Here is a 21099-nt window from a genome sequence, read left to right as displayed (position 1 = left end):
CAGGATGCAGCGCATGGCCGAGAAGCCCGGCAAGGTCTCGAAAATCCGCCTCGGTAAACTGGACCAGAACAAGGTGCGGATCGATACGGCGGAGGAATACGACCGCCGACTCGGCAAGCTTCAGAAGGAACTGCTGCACATCCAGCAGACCTATTGGCACGAAAAGCGCCGTGCCATCGTGGTGTTCGAAGGCTGGGACGCGGCCGGCAAGGGTGGGGCCATTCGCCGCATGACCGAGCCGCTTGACCCCCGCGGCTTTCATGTCTGGCCGATCTCCGCCCCGACGGCGGAGGAGCAGGGAAAGCATTACCTGTACCGCTTTTGGACCAAGCTGCCGGCCGCCGGCACCTTCGCTATCTTCGACCGCTCCTGGTATGGCCGCGTCATGGTGGAGCGGGTGGAGAAGTTCGCCGCCAAGGACCAGTGGAAGCGCGCCTATGACGAGATCAACGAGTTCGAACGGCTGCTGACCGACGACGGCGTGCGCATCGTCAAGCTGTTCCTGCACATCACCCCGGAAGAACAGCTCGAGCGGTTCCGCGAGCGGATGAAGAACCCTTACAAGCGCTGGAAGCTGACGGAAGAGGATCTGCGCAACCGCGCCAAATGGGACGACTACGTCAAGGCGGCGGAGGCGATGTTCGACCGCACCTCCACCATCAATGCTCCCTGGCATGCGGTGGAGGCGAACTCCAAATGGTACGCCCGCCTCAAGGTGCTGGAGATCGTTACCGGCGCCCTGAAGGAGGGCGTGAACATCGCTCCGCCGCCGATCAACGGCAATGTCGCAAAAATCGCCGCGGAGGTGCTGGGCATCCAGCCCGACCAATCGTCAAACGGCATGTCCGACGAGGAACGGCGCGGTCAGGGATAGGCTGCGCCATTCAGTCCGTCGCCGGCACCACCCAGGGCCGACGCTTCGCGTCTGTCCGGTCGAAGGCATCGATGGCGTCCTGATGGCGCAGAGTCAGCGCCACGTCGTCCAGCCCTTCGACCAGACATTCCTTCCTGAACGGGTCAATGGCAAAGGACAGCGCCTGTCCGTCCGGGCCAATCAGGGTCTGGGCCGGCAAATCCACGGTGACTGTGGCGCCCGGCATCTCCTGCAACTGGCGGCGCAGGCCTGTCACCACCTCCTCGGGCAGGGTGACGGTCAGCAGGCCGTTCTTTGCGGCATTGGCGGCGAAGATGTCGCCGAAGCTGGGGGCGACGACGCAGCGAAATCCGCCGTCCACCAGAGCATAGACCGCCCCTTCGCGGGAGGAGCCGCAGCCGAAATTTCGGTCGGTCACCAGAATACGGGCGCGGCCATAGGCCGGGTCGTCCAACGGGAAGCCTGGCTTGCGCTCGTCATGGAACAGGAAGTTGCCGTAGCCGGCGCTGCGCGGCTTCTTCAGGAAACGGGCGGGCAGAAGCTGGTCGGTGTCGATGTTGGCGATGTCGAGCGGCACCGCCGGTGCGGTCAGCGTGACGAACGGGTCCATCCTATGCGGCTCCCAGCTTGCGGACATCGGTCAGGCGCCCAGTCACGGCGGCAGCGGCAGCCATCGCCGGGCTCATCAGATGGGTGCGGGCGTTCGGCCCCTGACGGCCGGGGAAGTTGCGGTTGGTGGTGGAGGCGCAGCGTTCCCCGGCCTGAACGAGGTCGCCGTTGATGCCCACGCACATGGAGCAGCCGGGCTCCCCCCATTCCAGCCCGGAGTCGATGAAGACGCGCTCCAGTCCTTCCGCCTCCGCCTGCCGGCGCACCGGGGCCGATCCCGGCACCACCAGCCCCGGCACAACCGCCCGCCGGCCGCGCAGCACCTCCGCGGCGGCACGCAGATCCTCCAGCCGGGCGTTGGTGCAGGAGCCGATGAAGACGCGGTCGATCGCCACCTCCTCCAGCGCCATGCCGGGGGCCAGACCCATGTAATCCAGCATCTTGCGCATCTGGCCGGCGCGGACCGGATCGGCCTCGGCAGCGGGATCGGGAACCGTCGCCGTGACCGGAACCGCCGTCTCCGGACTGGTGCCCCAGGTCACCACCGGGGCGATGTCCGCAGCGTCCAGCGTCATTTCGCGGTCGAAAGCGGCACCATCATCGCTGGGCAGGGTCCGCCACTGCTCCACCGCGCGGTCGAACGGATCACCCTTGGGAGCGAAAGGCCGCCCCTCGATCCAGGAGAAGGTGGTATCGTCGGGCGCGATCATACCAGCCCGCGCGCCCGCCTCGATCGACATGTTGCAGATAGTCAGCCGGCCTTCCATCGACAGGGCGCGGATGGCGCTGCCAGCATATTCGATGACATGACCGGCGGCCCCGTCGGCGCCGATGGCGGCGATCACCGCCAGGATCAGGTCCTTGGCCGTCACATGCGGACCCAGCATCTCGTCCACCGTGATGCGCATGGTCTTGGGCCGGCGCTGCCACAGGGTCTGGGTCGCCAGCACATGCGACACCTCGGTGGCACCGATGCCGAAGGCCAGCGCCCCGAAGGCCCCATGGGTGGAGGTGTGGCTGTCGCCGCAGACGATGGTCAGGCCGGGTAGCGTCAGCCCCTGTTCCGGCGCCAGCACATGGACGATGCCCTGCGCCGGATCATGCAGGCCGAAATGGCGCAGACCGTGGCGGCCGGCATTCGCCTCCAGCATCGTCACCATGTTGGCGATCTCGGGGTCGGCGATCGGCTTGGACCGGCTGTGCGAGGGCACATAATGGTCGGCGACGGCGAAGGTCAGCTCCGGCCGGCGCACCTTGCGGCCGGCATGGTCGATCATGCCGAAGGCGTGGAAGGAGCCCTCGTGCAGGAAATGACGGTCGATGGCGAGCAGGGCCTGACCGTCCGGCCGGGTCGCCACGACATGGGCGTCCCAGACTTTTTCGAACAGGCTGCGTGGCTGTTGCGTCATTGGCTGGTTTCCCCACTAACGGCGCCTGCCGCAGCCGTCCCGGCGATGCGCCCCAGCGCCACCGCGGTCAGCAGGCCATTGCCGGACAGATAGCCGGACGCCTTGGAACCCGAGACGCCGCAAGCGGCGCCGCCGGCGGCATAGAGGTTGGGCAGCGGCTTCCCCTGTCCGTTCAAGACTCGCGCGTCGTCACCGACGACCAGCCCGCCCTGGGTGTGGAACAGGGCACCGGTGACGCGGACGGCCCGGTAGGGCGGCACCAGCGGGGCCGAGCCAGCGAAGCTGCGGCCGAAATCGTCGGTTCCGCCCTCCGCCTTCAACCGGTCAATGTCGGCCATCGTAGCGGTCAGCGCGTCGGCGTCGATCTTCATCAGACGGGCAAGCTCGGCGGGGGTATTGGCGCTCAGCACCGCGCCCATCGCCTCGGCCTGCCGGAAATCCTCGAACTGGCGGGCGATGGCGGCGATGCGGTCGTCGAAGACGGTCCAGGCGATTCCGTCGGGCTGGCGCAGCACGATGGCGGCCTGCTCCGAATAGCCCTGCGCCTCGTTGGAAAAGCGCCGGCCTTCCGCATTCAACTGTACGCCGCCCTCGGTGATCGTCGCCCAGGTGACGAGGATGCCGGCCGGATGTGCGACCGACCCGTGGCCCTGGTGCCCCGACAGATGCCGGGTGGCGGCGCCGAGCGCCTCGCCCCACAGCAGCGCGTCGCCCTGGTTGCCGGGATGGCCGAAATAGAGCGCGTCGGCCAGTTCCGGCACATGCCGCTCGACCAGTGCCTTGTTGCCGCCATAACCGTTGCAGGCGAGGATCAATGCGCCGCAGCCGACCCGCTCGACGCTGCCGTCGGGCCGGGTGATCTCGACGCCGCGAACTGCCGCGCCGGCGGCATAGAGGGCGGTGACATGCGCCTCGCACAGCACGTCGATGCCGGCGGCCTCGACCGCACCGCGCAGCCGGTCGATCAGCTCCGCCCCCGCCCGGCTCGGCAGCCCGTGCATGCGCCGGGCGCTATGGCCGGGATAGCTGAAATTGTCCACCACCGAGAAGGGCAACCCATAGCGGTCGGCCAGCCATTCCAGCGCTGGTCCGATCGCCTGAGCCACGCGGGCGACCGCAGCCGGGTCCGACTCCCCCTTCGCCTTGGCGATGATGTCGGCGGCGAAGCGCTCCGGGCTGTCCTCGATGCCGGCGTCACGCTGCCAGCGGGTGCCCGGCGCCGGGATCAGTCCGGCCGACAGGGCGGTGGACCCCTGCGGCAGCGCGTCGCGCTCCAGCACCAGCACGCCTGCACCCTGTTCATGGGCGGCGAGCGCGGCGACCATGCCGGCCGCCCCACCGCCGATCACGACGACCGGGACGGTGAACTCGAACGCCACGCCATCGGCGGGCAGGATGCGGCTCATGAGTTGGCAACCTCCTCCAGCATCGCCGCGACGGTCGCCACCCGGCAGATCGGGCGCAGGGCGGCGACGGAGACCTCATGCACCTCGCGGCTGAAGGCGGCGCAGCCGTCCTCCAGCAGGATGGTGTCGAAATCGCGGACATGGGCGTCGCGCACGGTCGAGGCGACGCCGCCGTTGGTGACGATGCCGCAGACCAGCAGCCGCTCGACCCCGCATTTCCGCAAGACCCATTCCAGCCGGGACATGTAAAAGGCGGAATAGGCGATCTTCTCCACCTCGACATCGACGGGCTGGAGCGTGTCCACCGTGCGGTGTCCCCAGTTCCCCGGCTGGAAATCGCCCTTCACCAGGAAGGGCCGCAACCTCTTCAAGTGAGGCGAGATCATCGGCTCGCCGCCGCGGCCGGGCACGAGCGTGAAGTTGGTCGAGATCACCCAGCCGCCCCGCGCGCGCAGCAGATCGGCCAGCGGCCTCACCCGCTCCGGCAGCGCCAGGATCTCCGGTGCCGTCTGCCCGGCCCGGCCATAGGCACCTTCCAGGTGAATGAAGTCGTTCTGGAGGTCGCAGACCAGCAGGGCGGTGCGCTCGATGGGAACGGCGACGGCGCTCATCGGCCGCTCCTTTCGACGATGACGTTGCCGAAGCCGTCGACGCGGGCGCTGAGGTCGGGATCGATGACGGTGGTGGCGTCCGGCTGCTCCAGGATCGCCGGCCCCTGGATCACCGCGCCGACCGGCAGGTCGAGCCGGTTGTAGACCGCCGCCTCGTGCCAAGCCCCGTCGAACCACACCGGCCGAGACCCGGCATAGGCGCCCTCCACCGTGGTGCCCGCCGCCGGAGCAAGGGCGGAGAGGTCGAAATGCGGACGGCGGCCGATGGCGGCGATGCGCAGGTTGACGATCTTGGCGCCCACCCCCGGCAGCAGCCGGCTGAAGGACGCCTGATAGGCGCGCTCGAAGGCGGCGCGGATGGTCGCCTCATCGACGCCGGTGGTGCCATTCTCGACCGACACCGGCAGCGACACGGCGACCGTGTGGGTCTGGCCGATGTAGTGCATGTCCAGTTCGAAGACGAGGTCGATGCGCTCGACGCTGAGACCGGCAGCCTCGACCACGGCGCGGGCGGCGGACGCCTCCTCGACCATGCGGCGGTCGAGCGAGCCGGCATCGATGCCGGCCAAGGGCAGGTTGACCGTCTGCACCTGATCATGGCGGATATCGGCGATGACGCAGCCGAGCGCCGAGGTCACGCCGGGGAAGCGCGGCACCAGCGCCGCCTTCAAGCCCACCTCCTTGATCAGCGCGCCGACATGCAGCGCCCCGCCGCCGCCGAAGGGCACGGCGGCGAACTTGGCCGGATCGTGGCCGCGCTCGATGGAGACGAGGCGGATGGCGCCGGCCATCTTGCTGTTGGCGATGCGCACCACGGCCTCCGCCGCCGCCATGACGTCGAGACCGAGCGGCTCGGCGACATGAGTGGCGATGGCGGTTCGGGCGGCGTCAACGTCCAGCCGCGCCAGCTTGCCGCCGATGGGACGCTCGGCATTGATGCGGCCGAGCAGCACGTTGGCGTCGGTCAGCGTCGGACGGGTGTTGCCCTGGCCATAGCAGACCGGCCCCGGACGTGAGCCGGCGCTCTCCGGCCCGACCTGGAGCATGCCGCCGGGATCGACCCCGGCGATGGAGCCACCACCGGCGCCGATGGTGGTGATCTCGATCATCGGGGTGCGGACGACCAGACCGAAATCGATGGTGGTCTGGGCGGCGAGCATGGTCTGCCCTTCCACCACCAGCGACACGTCGAAGCTGGTGCCGCCGAGGTCGCCGGTGATGACGTTGGGGAAACCCGCCGCCTTGGAAATCGCCGCCGCGGCGATGACGCCGGCCGCCGGCCCCGACAGGGCGGTGCGCACCGGCAAACGCCGGGCGGTGTCGGTGGACATCACGCCGCCGTTCGACTGAACGATGTGGAAGCGTCCACCGAACCCCTCCCCCGCCAGCGCATTGTCGAGCTTGGCGAGATAGCTGCCGACCACCGGCTGGAGATAGGCGTTCAGCGCGGTGGTTGAGGTGCGTTCGAACTCGCGGATTTCCGGCAGGATGCGCGACGAGCATTCGAGGTTGGCGTTCGGCCAGACCTCGCGCGCCGCCTCCAGCGCCGCCAGTTCGTTGGCCGGATTGGCGTAGGCGTTGATGAAGACGATGGCGAGCGCCTCTGCTCCCTGCCCGGCCAGCTTGCGGGCGGCGGCGCGGACTTCCTCCGGATCGATCTCGCTGCGGACCGTGCCGTCGGCCAGCGTGCGCTCCGCCACCTCCAGCCGCATATCGCGGTCGACCACGGGCACGAAGTCGCCCCACAGGCCCCAGGTATGGCGGCGGTCGCGGCGGCGCATCTCCAGCACGTCGCGGAAGCCGACGGTGGTGATCAGGCCGACCTTGGCCCCCTTGCGCTCCAGCAGCGCGTTGGTGCCGACGGTGGTGCCGTGGACAATGGAGGCGAGATCGGCCACCGGACCGAAGCTCTGCAGGCCGGCGAGAAAGCCCACCGCCTCGTCGCCGCGGTTGGAGGGGACCTTGGCGGTGCGGAAGCTGCCGCGCGCCTCGTCGTAATGGAAGAGGTCGGTGAAGGTGCCGCCGACATCGACGCCGACGATGGCACCCTTGGCCGTACCCGTGGAGATACCGTTGCTCATGGTCTTGCTTCCGGATTCGTCAGGCGGCGGGGGATTCGCGCAAGGCAGCAGTGGCGGAAATGTCGAGCACGCCGTCATCGGTCAGCGCCACGCCATAGGCGCTGCGCGCAGCTTCGTGGCCCAGGTAACCGAGCCGTACGTCCCGAGCCACAGCCTCCGCATCGCGCCGCTTTGGGTCGCCCCAGCCGCCGCCGCCCGGTGTCTCCAGCCGCACGCGCTGGCCGTCGCGGATCTTCACATCGGTGACCTTGGAGGAGAGCGGCGGCGACGTCTCTCCCTCGTCGCTCTGCCAGGTGAAGCGGTTCAGCGCTGCGGGCGTGCCACCGGCCACGCCGAAGGGCGCGAAGACGCCACGCTCGCCCAGCAGGAAGACGTCGGCGTCGGTCAGCGCCTCGATCTCATACACGGCCCCCAAACCGCCGCGATGCAGGCCGGCGCCGGCGGAATCCGGACGCAAAGCCCACTGGGTGAACATCACCGGATAGGCCGCCTCCAGAATTTCCACCGGCGGGATGGTGGCGGTGGAGATAGGGTTGTTGGCGTGGTTCAAGCCGTCCGTCTCCGGATTGCCGCCCAGCCCGCCGCCGAAGAAGGAGAACATCACCCAGCGCGAGCCGTCCTTGCGGTGGCCGGCCAGCGACAGCGCGTTGATGGTGCCGAAGGGGGCGGCGGTGGCGCGGGCTGGATCGGCCAGGGCCAGCGCACCGAACACCACGCCGATCACCCGCAGGATGGTCTCGGTATAACCGCCCACCGGCTTGGGCGGCTTGACCGCCAGCAACGTGCTTTCGGGAATGACGAAGGTGATCGGGTTCAGGCAGCCGGCATTGGCCGGCACGTCGGTGAAGACATGCTTCAGCGCGACGTAGCAGCAGGCGACCGCGGTGGAATAGGCGATGTTCAGCGGCCCGGCGCAGGGGGCGGACGACCGCGAGAAGTCGAGCGTCATCCGGTCGCCAGCGATGGTCAGATCCAGCGCGATGAGCAGCCGGTCCGCTGTGATGCCGTCATTGTCGAGATAATCCTCGAAGCTGTAGGTGCCGTCCGGCAGCTTGGACACGGCGCTGCGCATCAGTGCATCGGCCCGCGCGGTAAAGGCGTCGAACGCGGCGGCGACCGTCTCCTCGCCATGCTCGTCCAGCAGCTCGGTCAGACGGCGCACGCCCAGATCCAGAGCGTTCAGCTGGCCGTTCAGGTCGCCATAGTTCGACACCGGCACACGGGAGTTGGCGGCGAGGATCGCCAGCAGGTCGTGGTTCATCACTCCGGCCTTGACCAGCTTCACCGGCGGAATCCGCACGCCCTCCTGGAAGCTGTCGGTGGCGCGGGCGTTGAAATTGCCCGGCACGTTGCCGCCGATGTCGAGCCAGTGGCCGACTGACGCCATCCAGCAGAACAGTTGCCCATTGCGGAAGATCGGCCGCACCAGCCGGAAATCGTTGAGGTGGGTGCCGCCGTCATAGGGGTCGTTGAACAGGAAGATGTCTTCCGGGTGGAGATCGCCTTCCTTCGCCACCTTGTCGATCACCGCCTTGACCGCGAAGGCCATGGCGCCGACGAAGATCGGCAAACCATTAGTGCCTTGGACCAGCGTGGCGCCGGTTTCTGCATGGTAGAGGCCGTGGCAGGCGTCGCGCGCCTCGGCGATGATCGGGTTGAAGGCGGAGCGGTAGAGCGTTGCGTCCATCTCGTCGGCGATCTGCTCCAGCCGGCCCTTCAGGACGGCCAGCGTGACGGGGTCGATTGCGGTGGTTCCGGTGGTCATGCTGCGTCCTCGCGCTTGGCGGGTGCAAAGTCCTTATAAGTCTCGCCGAGCGCCAGCATCTCCGGCGTGCCGATCAGCGCGTTCAGCGCGTTGAAGTCGAACATGCGGTCGCGGAAGGGCTGGGTGGTGCCGTGCTGCGCCAGCGACCCGTAATAGTCCTGAGCCTGCCGGGCGAGCGCCCGCACGATGCCGCCGGGGAAGATCACCAGCCGGTAACCCAGTTCGCCCAGGTCGGCGGCGGAGCTGATCGGCGTTTGCCCGCCCTCCACCATGTTGGCGAGCAGCGGGCGGATGCCGCCCAGGTCGGCGGCGATGGCGGACAGCTGTTCCCGGCTCTTCGGCGCCTCGACGAACAGCACGTCGGCCCCGGCCTCGACATAGAGCCGGGCACGCTCCAGCGCCGCCGGCACGCCCTCCACCGCCACCGCATCGGTGCGGGCGACGATCAGGGTGTTTTCGCTGGCGCGGGCATCGACCGCCGCCTTGATCTTGCCGGCCATCTCGCCGGCCGGGATCACCGCCTTGTCGGTCAGGTGGCCGCAGCGCTTGGGAAAGCTCTGGTCCTCAAGCTGCAGTGCGGTGGCGCCGGCGCGTTCGAACATGCGCACGGTGCGCTGCACGTTCAGGGCGTTGCCGTAGCCGGTGTCGGCATCGACGATCAGCGCCGTCGGCACCCGGTCGCGCACCAGGGCGATGGTATCCGCCACCTCGCTGACCGAGACCAGCCCGATATCGGGCCGGCCGAGCCGGGTATAGGCGATGGCGGCGCCGGACAGGTACAGCGCCTCGAACCCGGCGGCGGTGGCCATCGAAGCGGTGAAGGCGTCATAGACGCCGGGCGCCAGGACAACGCGGTCCTGGGCCAGTCGGTCCCGGAAACTGATGCTGGGGACGGTCATGTCAAGCGCTCCCCCCGGTGCCGGTCCGCGAGGTCGTTGCGGCAGCGCCGGGTCAGGGTTGGGAAATGTCGGGAGAGGGCCGCGGCGCGCATCGCTCACAGCCCCAGATAGGTGCGTTTCAGTTCGGGGTCGCGCGCGATCTCATCGGACGGTCCCGACAGCGCGAAGACGCCGTTTTCAAGGATATAGGCCCGGCGGGCGACCTCCAGAGACTGGACGACGTTCTGCTCGACCAGCAGGATCGCCAGCCCATCGGCGTTCAGCCTGCGGATCAGTCCGAACATCTCCTCCACCACCAGCGGCGAGAGGCCGAGCGACGGCTCGTCGAGGATCAGCAGCAGCGGTTCCGCCATCATGCCGCGGCCGATCGCCAGCATCTGCTGCTCGCCGCCGGATAGGGTGCCGGCGAACTGGCTTTCGCGCTCCTTCAGACGGGGAAATGTCGCAAAGATGCGCTCCAGGTTCCGCGCCCGGTTCGGCTTGCCGCGGCGGTAGCTGCCGAGTTCCAGATTCTCGCGGACCGACAGGTTGGGGAAGATCTTGCGGCCTTCCGGCACCTGGATCAGCCCCTCCTCGACGATGCGCGCGGTGGACTTGCCGTCGATGCGGGTGCCGCCGAACCGGATCTCTCCGGTCCAGGGCGGCAGCACGCCCGACAGCACCTTGTTCAGCGTCGTCTTGCCGACGCCGTTGGATCCCAGCACGGTGACGATCTCGCCGGCATGCACCGCCATGTCGATCCCGCGCAGCACCTCGGTCGCGCCATAGCCGGTCTTCAGCCCGCGGATTTCCAGAAGCTGCTCAGCCATGGGCCGCCCCCTCCGCCTTCAGCCGGTCGGCGGCGCCGTGGCCGAGATAGGCCTCGATCACGCGGGTGTCGGCGCAGACGACGGCGGGCGGCCCCTCGGCGATCATGCGGCCCTGGGCCAGCACATAGACGCGCTCGCACAGGTTCATCACCGCCTGCATGACGTGCTCGATCATCAGGATCGTCACCCCTTCATCGCGGATGCCCCGGATCACCGGGATGATGTCGCGGATCTCCGACGGGTTCAGCCCGGCCAGAACCTCGTCCAGCAGCAGCAGCTTCGGTTCGGTGGCCAACGCGCGGGCCAGTTCCAGCCGCTTGCGCCCGGCCACCGTCAGCCGGCCGGCCGGCCGGTCAAGCTCGGCGCCCAGCCCGACGCGGCGAGCCACATCGCGCGCCTTGGCCGTTGCGTCGGCGCGCTTGGCGTGGCGCAGATAGGCGCCGACCGCAATGTTCTCGCACACCGTCAGCCCGGCGAAGGGCTGGACGATCTGGAAGGTGCGGCCGATGCCGCGCTCCGCCCTTCGATGCGGCTCCTCCGCCGTGATGTCGGTGCCCTCGAAGCGGATGCGTCCGTCGGTCGGCGCAACGAAGCCGGAGATCATCGAGAACAACGTGGTCTTGCCGGCGCCGTTCGGGCCGATCAGCCCGACAATGCCGCCGGGGTGCAGCGACAGGGTCGCGCTGTCCACCGCCATCAGCCCGCCGAACCGCTTGGAAACGCCGTCAACGGCCAGCATGGGAAACCTCCTTGGGTCCGCGCGTGACCATCCCGCGGCCGCGGTCGCGCAACCGTTCCAGCAGGCCCAGGATGCCGCCGCGGGCGAAGGCGACGGCCAGCACCAGCACGCCGCCGAAGACGATCAGGTCGATGCCGGGGATGCGGCCGGCGAACTGCTTGGCGACCTCGCCCAGCCCGTGCAGGGTCAGCGCCCCAACCACCGGGCCGAAGACGGTGCCGACGCCGCCGATGATCGGGGCCAGCAGAAGCTCCACCGAAATCCAGCTGCCATAGGCGATGTTGGCGTCGATATAGAGGAAATACTGGGCATAGAGGCAACCGGACAGCGCCGTGACGCCGCCCGACAGGGCGATGGCGCGCAGCTTCACCGTCAGGGAATTGACGCCCAGCGCCTTGGCCGCGTCCTCATTCTCGCGCACCGCCACCAGCTGCGCCCCGAAGCGGGAGCGCTGGATCCAGCGCGTCAGCAGCAGCACCGCGGCGACCAGAGCCAGCACCAGCCAGTAGAAGACGGCGCGGTCGGCGAATTGCAAATTGGCGGGATGGACATCCAGCTTGATCAGCAGCCCCGCCGCACCGCCGGTGAAGGAGGCGGCATTCGCGAGGATGCGGAACACCTCGGCGAAGGCCAGCGTCACCAGCGCGAAATAGGATCCGCGCAGGCCCGACCGGAAGCTGAGGAAACCGATGACCCAGCCGACCGCTGCACCGGCCGCCACCGCCAGCACCAGACCGGCCCAGGCGTTGACGCCATAGCGCAGTTGCAGGATCGCCGTCACATAGGCGCCGGTGCCGAAGAAGGCGGCATGGCCGAAGCTGAACTGGCCGCCGAATCCGCCGAGGATGTTCCAACCCTGCGCGCCCAGCGCCACGATCAGCATGAAGACCAGGAAGTTCAGCACCGGGCTGGAGGTCACCACCAGGGGCAGCAGCGCCGCCAGGAGGGTGAGGACGGCGATCGGAATCAGGTCGCGCGCGGTCATGCCTTGGCTCCGAACAGTCCGGTCGGCCGCACCAGCAGCACGGCGATGAAGATCAGGAAGATGCCGATCTGGCCCAGGCTGTCGCCCAGGAACAGGCCGCACAGGCTCTCCACCACGCCGATGAACAGGCCGCCCAGCAGCGCGCCGGGCAGCGAGCCCATGCCGCCCAGCACCACCACGGTGAAGGCGACCAGAACGAAGGCGCCGCCGATGCGCGGGTTGACGTAGAAGGTCGGCATCAGCAGCCCTGCCGCGACTGCAAGGCAGGCACAGCCCAGCCCGAAAGTGACGGCATAGACATGCGGCACATCGATGCCGACCAGATTGGCGCCCAGCTTCTCCTTGGCGACGGCGCGGATCGCCTTGCCGGTGTCGGTGCGGTTCAGCACCAGCCACAGCAGACCGGTGACCACCACCGCAACCCCCAGGCCGATCAGCCGCGGATAGCTGAGCAGCAGCGGCCCCAGCGCCACCACCTGGAAGGAATAGTCGGTGTCGAGCGTGCGGGTGTCGGACTGGAACACCGCCAGCAGCAGATTCTCCAGCACGATGGACAGGCCCAGCGTGACCAGCAGGATATTGCCGTCGTCGCCATGGCTGGCCGGCCCGATGACGAAGCGCTGGAGGCCGTAGCCCAGCACGAACATCAGCGGCACCAGCGGCAGGATGGCCAGATAAGGGTCCATCCCCAGCCAGGCCCAGGCGATCCAGACCGCGAACATCGCGCAGGTCAGCAGCGCGCCATGGGCGAAGTTGATGATGTGGAGCACGCCATAGATCAGCGTCAGGCCAAGCGCGATCAGGGCATAGACCGCTCCGGTCATCAGACCGTTCAGCGCCGCTTCCAGGATGATCTGAGGAGAATACATGGCAGCCCGCGCATGAGGGGAATGGTCCCCTCACCCGCTTCCGCCGGAGCGGCAGACCTTGCGGACGAGGGGAATGCGGAGGTGCGACGGCGGGAAAACGGATCAGGCCGCCGGGAAGTTGGCCTTCGCCTCGGCGAATGCGTCGGGGAAGATCACCTTGATGTCCTCACCCTGGATCTGGGTGTTGATCGGGGTGGCGCCCTCGTTCTGGCCATTGACGAACTTGGTCGGGCCGTAGGGCATGATGTGGCCGGCGAAGGTGGAGGCGTTCAGCGCCTCGATGATCTTCTTGCGGTCAGTCGAGGCCGCGCGCTCGATGGCGTCGGCCAGCAGCAGGACGTTCGAATAGTTCAGCGATACATTGTAGGCGAAGGACTTGCCCTGGCCTTCCACCGCCTTGCGCAGGGCAAGCGCCTTCGGGTTCTTCGGATCGTGCCAGTGGTTGCAGTCGATGACGTTCTGCGCCGCCTGCGGGAACTCCTTGACGAAGCGTCCGTTCGACGCCGCCCCGCCGAGAATGGCGTAGATGCCCTTCGGCTTGATGCGCTGCTGCTGCATGGTGCGGGCGAGCAGCACGAACTCGCCGTAATAGTTCGACGGGATCACCAGATCCGGGTTCAGCGAGCGGATGCGCAGCGCCACGTTGGACATGTCGCGCGCCGGGGTCGGATGGGCGATGGTCTCCAGCACCTCGAAGCCGCGCTTGGGCAGTTCGGCCTGCAGCAGCTTGGCGAGGCCGGAGCCGAACAGCCCATCCTCATGCACCAGCACGACGGTCCTGCCCGGCTTGCCCGCCCGCTCGTTGAGGGCGGTCAGGTTGTCCAGCGCCACCTGCGTGACCTTGCCGAAGCCGGGGCTGAAGCGGAAGGTGTTGGTCAGGCCGCGCGCCATGATCTGGTCCGATACGCCGACATCGACCAGATAGGGCAGATCGTAACGCGCCGCCGCCTGCGAGGCGGCAAGGCAGATCGGGCTGGCGAAGCCGCCGACGATGGCGGACACGCCTTCGGCCTGCATGCGCTCGACCTCCTGCGTGCCGGCTTCAGGGGTCGAGCGGGCGTCGCCGAACAGCATTTCCAGCTTGGCGCCGCCCAGCGACTTGATGCCGCCGGCGGCGTTGATCTCGTTGATCGCCATTTCGGCACCCGCTCGGCCGAGGTCGCCGTCATGGGCGAGTGCGCCGGTCACCGGCTGGAGAATGCCGATCTTCACCACCGGGGTCTGCGCCCGCAGGATGGACGGGACTGCAAACGGCAGCGTCGTCGTGACTGCGGCAGCCGCAGCGCCGGCCTTCAGCACCGTGCGGCGGGAGAAGGCGGTGTTCTGAACCGAACGTCCCATAACGCTCAACTCCTCTGTTTGGTTACCCGCGGAGAGCGGGTGGGCTTTTCACCCTGTTTGTTTTTTTCGGTCTTGTTTTTGTCGGCTTTGCTTTTGTCGATGCCGCGCGGCCAGCCGAGCGCCGGACTCCACCGCCGTTCGCCGTCGCTGCCGGTGCGCACCAGATCCATGTGGAAGCTGTAGCGGTCGGGCCGGTACAACGCGTGCAAATGCTCCACGCCGCGGCCCGATGGCTCGTAGACGATGCGGGTCAGGGTCAGCAGCGGCGACCCGATCTCCAGATCCAGTGCCGCCGCCGGCTCGGGACCGGCAAGCGTGGCGTTGATCGCCTGGGTGGCACGCTCCGTCGTCACACCGGAGCGCTCGATCAGTTCCAGCAGCGGACGCGCCGCCAGTTCAGCCTCGGAATAGGTCAGGCCGATCCACTCCGGTACATGGGTGGTCAGGTATGAGAACGGCTCCCCATCGATCAGGCGCACGCGCACCGACCGCTGGACCCGTTCGCCGGGCTTAAGGCCCAGGCTCTCCGCAATGGACTCCGGCGGAACGCCATAGCCGAAAGACAGCAGCTTCACATCGGTGCTGCGGCCCATGTCGATCAGGTGCGACAGCACGTTCGACAGATCGGCGACGATCGGCCGGACGGTCCGCGTATCGTGGACGAAGGTGCCGGAACCGGCCTTGCGCTGCACCAGCCCTTCCTTCTCCAGAAGGTCCAACGCCCGGCGCACGGTGACCCGCGACACGGCATGTTCGGCGGCCAGCACCGGTTCACCCGGCAGGCGCCTGCCCGGCGGCAGTTCGCCGGCGACGATGCGGTCGCGCAGCAGCAGATAGATCCTGCGAGCCTTCAGGGGTTCGACCGCCGACTTCACAGCACTCCACCTCCCCGTCCGCCGGCAATAAACGCCGTCCATCCATCAGACAGGAACCTGTATGATGGATAATACAGCTTTGGTCAACGGCGTTGTGTTGAGTCCGAATGATCTGGAGCTGAACCCGAAGCGATTTCCTAGGTTAAGGCCGGGCAATCAGGTTCGCGAACAGGCGGCGGCGAGCGCCACCGGGAAAGGCCGCAGGACTATCGGCGAAACATGTGCCGGATGCGGGGAAGCCGGCCAGCCCGACCGCTGGAGAGTGACGATGCCATCTCGGCCTGAGCACAGGCGTACTGGTAGGCCATGGAGAGCAGCCCGAGGGCAAAGGCCGGTTCCATCTTGCGGGGAGACAGCAGTTGGTCACAGGAGAAGTCGGCCCCGAAAACCCTGGACCAGAAAAGGTCATCGTCCAGGAACATGACGTTCATGGCCCAGGTCCCGAAGCGCCGCCGCTCGATACCCTCTTCGCAACAGACAACATCGAAAGTGTCGTGACGCGGGTCTTGGATAATGCGGTTGAGCATTTCCCTGACCTCGCGGGCGTCCCCTTCGATGGACACCAGGAAAGCTCCGCCACATTCCACTGCGAACCCGGTAACCCCGGCCTTGCTGTTGTTCTTTGCGGCAGCCAGACACAATCTTTGGATCTCGACGTAGGAAAGTAACCTGGTCAACTGGCTCCTAAAGACGATCTGCAGCATGCCAGTTCTCTCCGCCGGAGAAACTTTCAACCATTCCCATGTCAGCATGCTTACTAAACTATTCAAATACTCGAGAAAATCACTGGATAAAATGCAAAGCATGTCATCCGGTCGGATTCCCTCAACGAAAGACGAGATCCGCTTTGTACTTTAGGTCAGTGGTCACGGCGTCGCGGTCGGGCTGACATGAAATGCGTTCGATCCGATCACTCCGCAGCTTCGCCGTAGGCGTTCGCCTTGGACAGGCCATTCGGTGCGATGTGCAGGATGCGCTGCGGGAACGGGATGGCGATGCCCAACTCGCCGAAGCGCTTCTTCATGCGGCCGTTGAACTCGCGGCCGACGTTCCATTGCTGGATTGGCAGGGTCTTGATACGTGCCTTGATCAGGACGGCGGAGTCCTGGAAGGCGTCGATCCCCAGCACCTCCAGCGGCTCCAGGATCAGCGGCGCGAAGCGCGGGTCGGCGCGCAGCCCCGCCCCGATCTCGTGCAGCACCGACACCACGCGGTCGGCATCCTCGCGATAGGCCACCGTGACGTCGAACACGTAATAGCTGAAGTCCTTGGTCATGTTGGAGATGCTGGTCACCGCGCTGAATGGCACCGTGTGCACTGTCCCGTCGAAATCGCGCAACCGAATGGTCCGGATGGTGATGCCCTCCACCAGCCCGCCCTTGCCACCGACATTGACCACGTCGCCGACCGAGATGGTGTCCTCGAACAAGATGAACAGACCGGTGATGACGTCCTTCACCAGCGTCTGGGCGCCGAAGCCGACGGCAAGGCCGACCACGCCGGCACCGGCCAGCAGCGGCCCGATGTCCAGCCCCAACTCCGACAGGGTGATCAGCGTCACGAGGGTGGTCAGCAATACCATCAACGCATTGCGCAGCAGCGGCAGCAGGGTGCGGATACGGGCACTGCGCTGGATGGTGTGGCCATTGCGGTCGGTGGTGGCGAGGTTGCGCTCGATGACGGCATTGGTCAGTTCCCACACGGCGAGCGCGATCGCGCCCACCAGCAGGATGGCGAGACTGGAGGCGATGAACTGCCAGCCCAAGGCGGTTTCCACCGCGCCGTGGACGTCCAGTCCCCAGGCGTCCAGCACCACCAGCCCGGTCAGGACGGCGACCGACCAATGCAGCAGCCGGGTGCCCGGCCCGACATAGCGCTTGATACGCTGCTCGCCCCAGGTCGAGCGCTGACGGTCCAGCCGCCGCCGCAATGCCGCGGAGCCCTGGGCGATCCCGCGTCCGACGATTCTTGCGATGGCGATCACTGCCATCGAAACGGCGGTCGCCCGCAGGACGAACCATAGCCCACCCTCCACCTCCAGCGCCCAGATGACGAACAGGGCGACGATGTAGAGGATGGCGACGGCATGCCAGACATTGGCGAGACGCCGGCCAGCGGCGCGCAGAAGGCGGCCGGGCCGTGTGGTCCTGGCCACGGGCGGCACCGCCTGCCCCTGCTCCGGAACCGACGGAGCGGCCGAGATTTCCCCGCGCAGCCAGGAGGCGACGGCAACCCGGCTTTGCAGGACCAGGGCGGTCAGCATGATCGCGTCGGCAAGCCCGACCAGTTTCACCAGCGTGTCGTAGGATTGCTCCGGCAGCCCCAGCGTGCGCACGCTTCCGGCGGCGAACAAGCCGTAGACGGTGGTGGAGGCGATGGCCCGGCTCCACATCAGCAACCGACGTGCCGACGCATCGCTCATCGGGATCAACCGCAGATTGGTGGAGCGCGGGGACAGCAGCCCGCGCATCACCAGCAGCACGACCTGCACGAACAGGCTGGCGTTCAGGAAAGCGACGCCGAGCAACCGAATCGTTGCCGGCGGGTCGATCAGCACCAGCACGCCGAAGCCGGCGAAGGCGAAGGCGGCAATGGGCGCCAGATCCATCAGGGCGCGGACCAGCAGCAGCGGGACCTTGGCGATCGCCGAATGGAAAGGCCGCGCTGCCAGGATCGACCGCGGCCGGCTCAGCAGCCGTGTCGTGACCAGCCTGATGCTATGCCCGGCAACGAGGACCAGGGCGAGTTCGGCGAACAGCCACGCCCAGGTCGCCCGCCGCGCCGGGGCCAGCGCCTGGCGCTGAAGCCAGCGCATGCCCTGCGGCGCGTTCAACACCACCTCGCCGGTCGTCCGCACCTCCTCCCCCAGATTGTCCAGCCGTGCCGACAGAACGGTCAGCAGGCGCGTGCCGAGCCCCTCCATCTCCCGCTCGGGCTTGGCCGCCTGTTCGGCCTGCTGCAAGGCCCTCAACTGGTTGAGCAATTCCTCACGCTTGGCTGGACTCTCCAGCGAGTCGATCAGGCGGCCGATTTCCTTCGGATTCGGTTCCGCTGACGACGGCGTTGCTGCCGGGGCCGGCGTCGGCAGCGCCGATTGCGCGGCGGCGGAACCGGCCGAGGCGAGCAAGGAAAGGCCGATGGAGACGAGGCAGAACAGGGTGATGATGGTGCTGCGCGTCCATCGGCAACGGTCTGCGGACGCTCGCGCACTGCATTCGGCAAAAACCATGGGCTCCTGAAGCGTTGGATGGGCAATCCGTCGACAACAGGATGGGGAAGCCGATCGTCACGCCGCCCTGCCGGTCTGCGACGGCATAATCCATAGGCAAGCGCGCCGGGGCAGACAGGATCGAACGGGCGTCACCGGACGGACAGAATGGCAGCCGCCATATCAATTCGATTTTCTTGTCGTTGAAATCGCAACTATGCATTTTCGTTTTTGATCTTCCCGGTCTATCCCTTCGTCACAGGCCCGAGGGGCCGGGTTGCCAGCGATTGCGGCGCGGGTCAGGATCGGCGGGACTCCGGCATTCCGAAGCCTCAGAGCCAACCGTCCATCAGGGGAGACACCACCATGACCATTCCGCCCAGCGAGCAGGTGCAACTCGTCGCCACTCTCGTCGCCAAGCCGGGCCAGGAGCAGGCGCTGGCCGACGCCATCACCACCATCGTGCCGGAGGTGCTGAAGGAGCCGGGCTGCATCGCCTACTCCGCCCATGTCCACCGCGAAAAGCCCGGCACCATCGTGATGTACGAAATCTGGCAGGATCAGGCCGCGCTCGACATCCATGCGAAGGCCGCGGCCTTCACCGGGCTTGCCGCACAGTTCGACACGCTGCTGGGCGAACCGCTGCGCATCGACCTGCTGCGCCGCATCGCCTGATCGGAGCGGCCGGTCAGGCGTCGCCTGCCACCGGCTTGCCAAGGCTCGTGCGTGCCGCCTCCAGAATCTCTTCCGACAGGGCAGGATCGTCGACGGCACGCGCGAGGATCAGGGCGCCGATCATCCCGGACAGGGTGGCGAGCGCCGCCTTGCGTCTCGCCTCCGCCGAACGCCCCGGCACCAGCCGGTCCAGCACGTCCAGAAAGGGCTGCAGCCCACGGGTGAAGGCGTTGCGCGTCATCCCCCCCTGCCGGGCGGCATCGACCCCAAGTGCGGCGATCGGACAGCCGGCGGCGCTATGGTCGCGGTGGCGCAGCGACAGGTAGCTGTCCAGCAGCGCCGCCAGCGCATCGTCGCCCTTTGCCTCTGCCGTCCGTCCCCAATGCTCCGCCGCCCTGCCCATGGCATAGGCGCAGGCTTCCGCCGCCAGATCCTCCTTGGATGCGAACTGGCCATAGAAGCCGCCATGGGTCAGGCCGGCCTCCTTCATCAGGTCGGCGACGCCAATCCCGTTGAAGCCGCGCTCGCGGAACAGTGCGCTCGCCACCTCGACGACGCGTCGGCGATTCTCTGCCGCCTGCTCCTTGCTCACCCGCATGATGCACCTTTCCTGAACCGTCTCTGAAAAGTGATGGGAGACCCGTTGACAAATTATATGACGATCATCATCAATTATGCAAACATGATGACCGTCATTTAATCAGCGCCCCAGCGGGGCTACCTAGCCGGAGACCGCGATCATGCAGAGTGCTTCCAACCAGGATCCCGTCGTCATCGTGTCCGCCGTCCGCACCCCGCTCGGGCGCTTCCAGGGGGAGTTGTCGGCACTGCCGGCCCCAGCACTCGGCGCCCGCGCCATTGCCGCGGCGGTGGAACGTGCTGGCCTGCCGCCAGCCGGCGTCGACGAGGTGCTGTTCGGTTGCGTGCTGCCTGCCGGACAGGGGCAGGCGCCGGCCCGGCAGGCCGCGCGTGGTGCCGGGCTTCCCGATGCGACGGGGGCCACGACGATCAACAAGGTCTGCGGGTCGGGCATGAAGGCGACCATGCTGGCCCATGACCTGATCCGCGCCGGATCGGCGGACATCGTGGTGGCCGGCGGCATGGAGTCGATGACCAACGCCCCCTACCTGCTGGCGAAGGCGCGCGGCGGCTACCGCATCGGCCATGACCGGCTGCTGGACCATATGATGCTGGACGGGCTGGAGGACGCCTATGAGGGCGGCCGCGCCATGGGCGATTTCGGCGAGGCGACGGCGGAGGCCTATGGCTTCACCCGCGCCGAGCAGGACGCCTATGCGGCCCGGACGCTGACCCGGGCCCGTACGGCGATCGAAAGCGGCGCCTTCGCGGCGGAGATCGTGCCCTTCACCATGCCCACCAAGGGTGGGGAGCGGGTGGTCAAGCAGGATGAGAATCCGCTGAAGGTCTCGCCCGACAAGATCCCGGCGCTGAAGCCCGCCTTCCGCCGGGACGGGACGATCACAGCCGCCAGTTCTTCCGCCAATGCCGACGGTGCGGCGGCCCTGGTGCTGACCCGGCGTTCGGTGGCGGAGGCTGCCGGCTTGCCGATCCTGGCGGAAATCCGCGGCCATGCCACCCACAGCCAGGATCCGGCCTGGTTCACCACCGCGCCCATCCCGGCGATGCGGAAGCTGCTGGACAAGATCGGCTGGTCGGTGGGCGATGTCGACCTGTTCGAGATCAACGAGGCCTTCGCCGTCGTCGCCATGGCGGCACAGCGCGATCTGGGCATTGATCCCGAGCGGCTGAACGTCAACGGCGGAGCCTGCGCGCTCGGCCACCCGATCGGCGCCACCGGGGCGCGGCTGATCGTGACGCTGCTGCACGCACTGGCGGCGCGCGGACTGACGCGGGGCGTCGCCTCCCTGTGCATCGGCGGCGGCGAGGCCACCGCCATCGCCATCGAACGGGTCGGCTGAGGCA

At 67.6% G+C, this 21099-nt stretch carries 19 protein-coding genes; 3 read left to right on the top strand and 16 right to left on the bottom strand.

Annotated elements, in window-relative coordinates; translation table 11 throughout:
* Nucleotides 1-13: 13 nt before the first annotated feature.
* Entirely contained in the window at nt 14-874 is an 861-nt protein-coding gene (locus J2848_RS23970) for a polyphosphate kinase 2 family protein (protein ID WP_246194008.1), read from the top strand.
* 10 nt (nt 875-884) lie between these two features.
* On the opposite strand, the gene leuD is transcribed toward J2848_RS23970, so the two are convergent.
* From leuD to J2848_RS23895, 15 genes are all read right to left on the bottom strand, one after another.
* The gene (gene leuD, locus J2848_RS23965; RefSeq protein ID WP_149232875.1) at nt 885-1484 is read right to left on the bottom strand and encodes a 3-isopropylmalate dehydratase small subunit; all 600 of its coding nucleotides are present in this window, start codon (nt 1482-1484) and stop codon (nt 885-887) included.
* Nucleotide 1485: 1 nt separating this feature from the next.
* A complete protein-coding gene (gene leuC / locus J2848_RS23960) occupies nt 1486-2892 on the bottom strand; it encodes a 3-isopropylmalate dehydratase large subunit (RefSeq protein ID WP_149232874.1) in 1407 nt (468 codons plus the stop codon).
* The gene (locus tag J2848_RS23955) at nt 2889-4298 is read right to left on the bottom strand and encodes an FAD-dependent oxidoreductase (RefSeq protein WP_149232873.1); all 1410 of its coding nucleotides are present in this window, start codon (nt 4296-4298) and stop codon (nt 2889-2891) included. Before J2848_RS23955 ends, leuC begins: the two co-directional genes overlap by 4 nt.
* The gene (locus J2848_RS23950; protein ID WP_149232872.1) at nt 4295-4909 is read right to left on the bottom strand and encodes a cysteine hydrolase family protein; all 615 of its coding nucleotides are present in this window, start codon (nt 4907-4909) and stop codon (nt 4295-4297) included. The genes J2848_RS23955 and J2848_RS23950 overlap by 4 nt, the downstream gene beginning before the upstream one ends.
* Entirely contained in the window at nt 4906-6990 is a 2085-nt protein-coding gene (locus J2848_RS23945; RefSeq protein ID WP_149232871.1) for a hydantoinase/oxoprolinase family protein, read from the bottom strand. Before J2848_RS23945 ends, J2848_RS23950 begins: the two co-directional genes overlap by 4 nt.
* A gap of 19 nt (nt 6991-7009) precedes the next feature.
* Nucleotides 7010-8755 carry a hydantoinase B/oxoprolinase family protein gene (locus J2848_RS23940; protein WP_149232870.1) on the bottom strand — a complete coding sequence of 582 codons (1746 nt, stop codon included), beginning with the start codon at nt 8753-8755 and terminating at the stop codon, nt 7010-7012.
* Nucleotides 8752-9654: an isocitrate lyase/PEP mutase family protein gene (locus J2848_RS23935; RefSeq protein WP_211103225.1), complete on the bottom strand. Its 903-nt coding sequence runs from the start codon at nt 9652-9654 to the stop codon at nt 8752-8754. Before J2848_RS23935 ends, J2848_RS23940 begins: the two co-directional genes overlap by 4 nt.
* Nucleotides 9655-9749: 95 nt before the next feature.
* On the bottom strand, nt 9750-10463 hold the full coding sequence (locus J2848_RS23930; protein WP_149232869.1) for an ABC transporter ATP-binding protein: 714 nt from the start codon (nt 10461-10463) through the stop codon (nt 9750-9752).
* On the bottom strand, nt 10456-11202 hold the full coding sequence (locus tag J2848_RS23925; protein WP_149232868.1) for an ABC transporter ATP-binding protein: 747 nt from the start codon (nt 11200-11202) through the stop codon (nt 10456-10458). The genes J2848_RS23930 and J2848_RS23925 overlap by 8 nt, the downstream gene beginning before the upstream one ends.
* A complete protein-coding gene (locus J2848_RS23920) occupies nt 11189-12187 on the bottom strand; it encodes a branched-chain amino acid ABC transporter permease (protein WP_149232867.1) in 999 nt (332 codons plus the stop codon). Before J2848_RS23920 ends, J2848_RS23925 begins: the two co-directional genes overlap by 14 nt.
* Entirely contained in the window at nt 12184-13056 is an 873-nt protein-coding gene (locus tag J2848_RS23915) for a branched-chain amino acid ABC transporter permease (protein WP_149232866.1), read from the bottom strand. The genes J2848_RS23920 and J2848_RS23915 overlap by 4 nt, the downstream gene beginning before the upstream one ends.
* A 102-nt stretch (nt 13057-13158) precedes the next feature.
* Complete coding sequence (locus tag J2848_RS23910; protein ID WP_149232865.1) at nt 13159-14397, bottom strand: ABC transporter substrate-binding protein; 1239 nt, start codon at nt 14395-14397, stop codon at nt 13159-13161.
* A 5-nt stretch (nt 14398-14402) separates the two neighbouring features.
* On the bottom strand, nt 14403-15272 hold the full coding sequence (locus J2848_RS23905; RefSeq protein WP_149232864.1) for a GntR family transcriptional regulator: 870 nt from the start codon (nt 15270-15272) through the stop codon (nt 14403-14405).
* A 206-nt stretch (nt 15273-15478) separates the two neighbouring features.
* Complete coding sequence (locus tag J2848_RS23900; RefSeq protein ID WP_170307121.1) at nt 15479-15976, bottom strand: BLUF domain-containing protein; 498 nt, start codon at nt 15974-15976, stop codon at nt 15479-15481.
* A 206-nt stretch (nt 15977-16182) separates the two neighbouring features.
* Nucleotides 16183-18501 (bottom strand): mechanosensitive ion channel domain-containing protein, encoded by a 2319-nt coding sequence (locus J2848_RS23895; RefSeq protein WP_149232862.1) that lies wholly within the window; start codon nt 18499-18501, stop codon nt 16183-16185.
* A 345-nt stretch (nt 18502-18846) separates the two neighbouring features.
* Here J2848_RS23895 and J2848_RS23890 point away from each other — a divergent pair, with 345 nt between their 5' ends.
* On the top strand, nt 18847-19155 hold the full coding sequence (locus tag J2848_RS23890) for a putative quinol monooxygenase (RefSeq protein WP_149232861.1): 309 nt from the start codon (nt 18847-18849) through the stop codon (nt 19153-19155).
* A gap of 13 nt (nt 19156-19168) precedes the next feature.
* Here J2848_RS23890 and J2848_RS23885 read toward each other — a convergent pair whose 3' ends face one another.
* Nucleotides 19169-19753 (bottom strand): TetR/AcrR family transcriptional regulator, encoded by a 585-nt coding sequence (locus tag J2848_RS23885; RefSeq protein ID WP_149232860.1) that lies wholly within the window; start codon nt 19751-19753, stop codon nt 19169-19171.
* 142 nt (nt 19754-19895) lie between these two features.
* Between J2848_RS23885 and J2848_RS23880 the strand changes: the two genes are divergently transcribed.
* Nucleotides 19896-21095: an acetyl-CoA C-acyltransferase gene (locus J2848_RS23880; protein WP_149232859.1), complete on the top strand. Its 1200-nt coding sequence runs from the start codon at nt 19896-19898 to the stop codon at nt 21093-21095.
* The last annotated feature ends 4 nt before the right edge of the window (nt 21096-21099 follow it).

It is taken from the genome of Azospirillum lipoferum (genome assembly GCF_024170005.1).
GTDB classification, from domain to species: Bacteria; Pseudomonadota; Alphaproteobacteria; order Azospirillales; family Azospirillaceae; genus Azospirillum; species Azospirillum lipoferum.
Note: the sequence above shows the minus strand (reverse complement) of the source record. Positions and strands in the feature narration are given on the sequence as shown.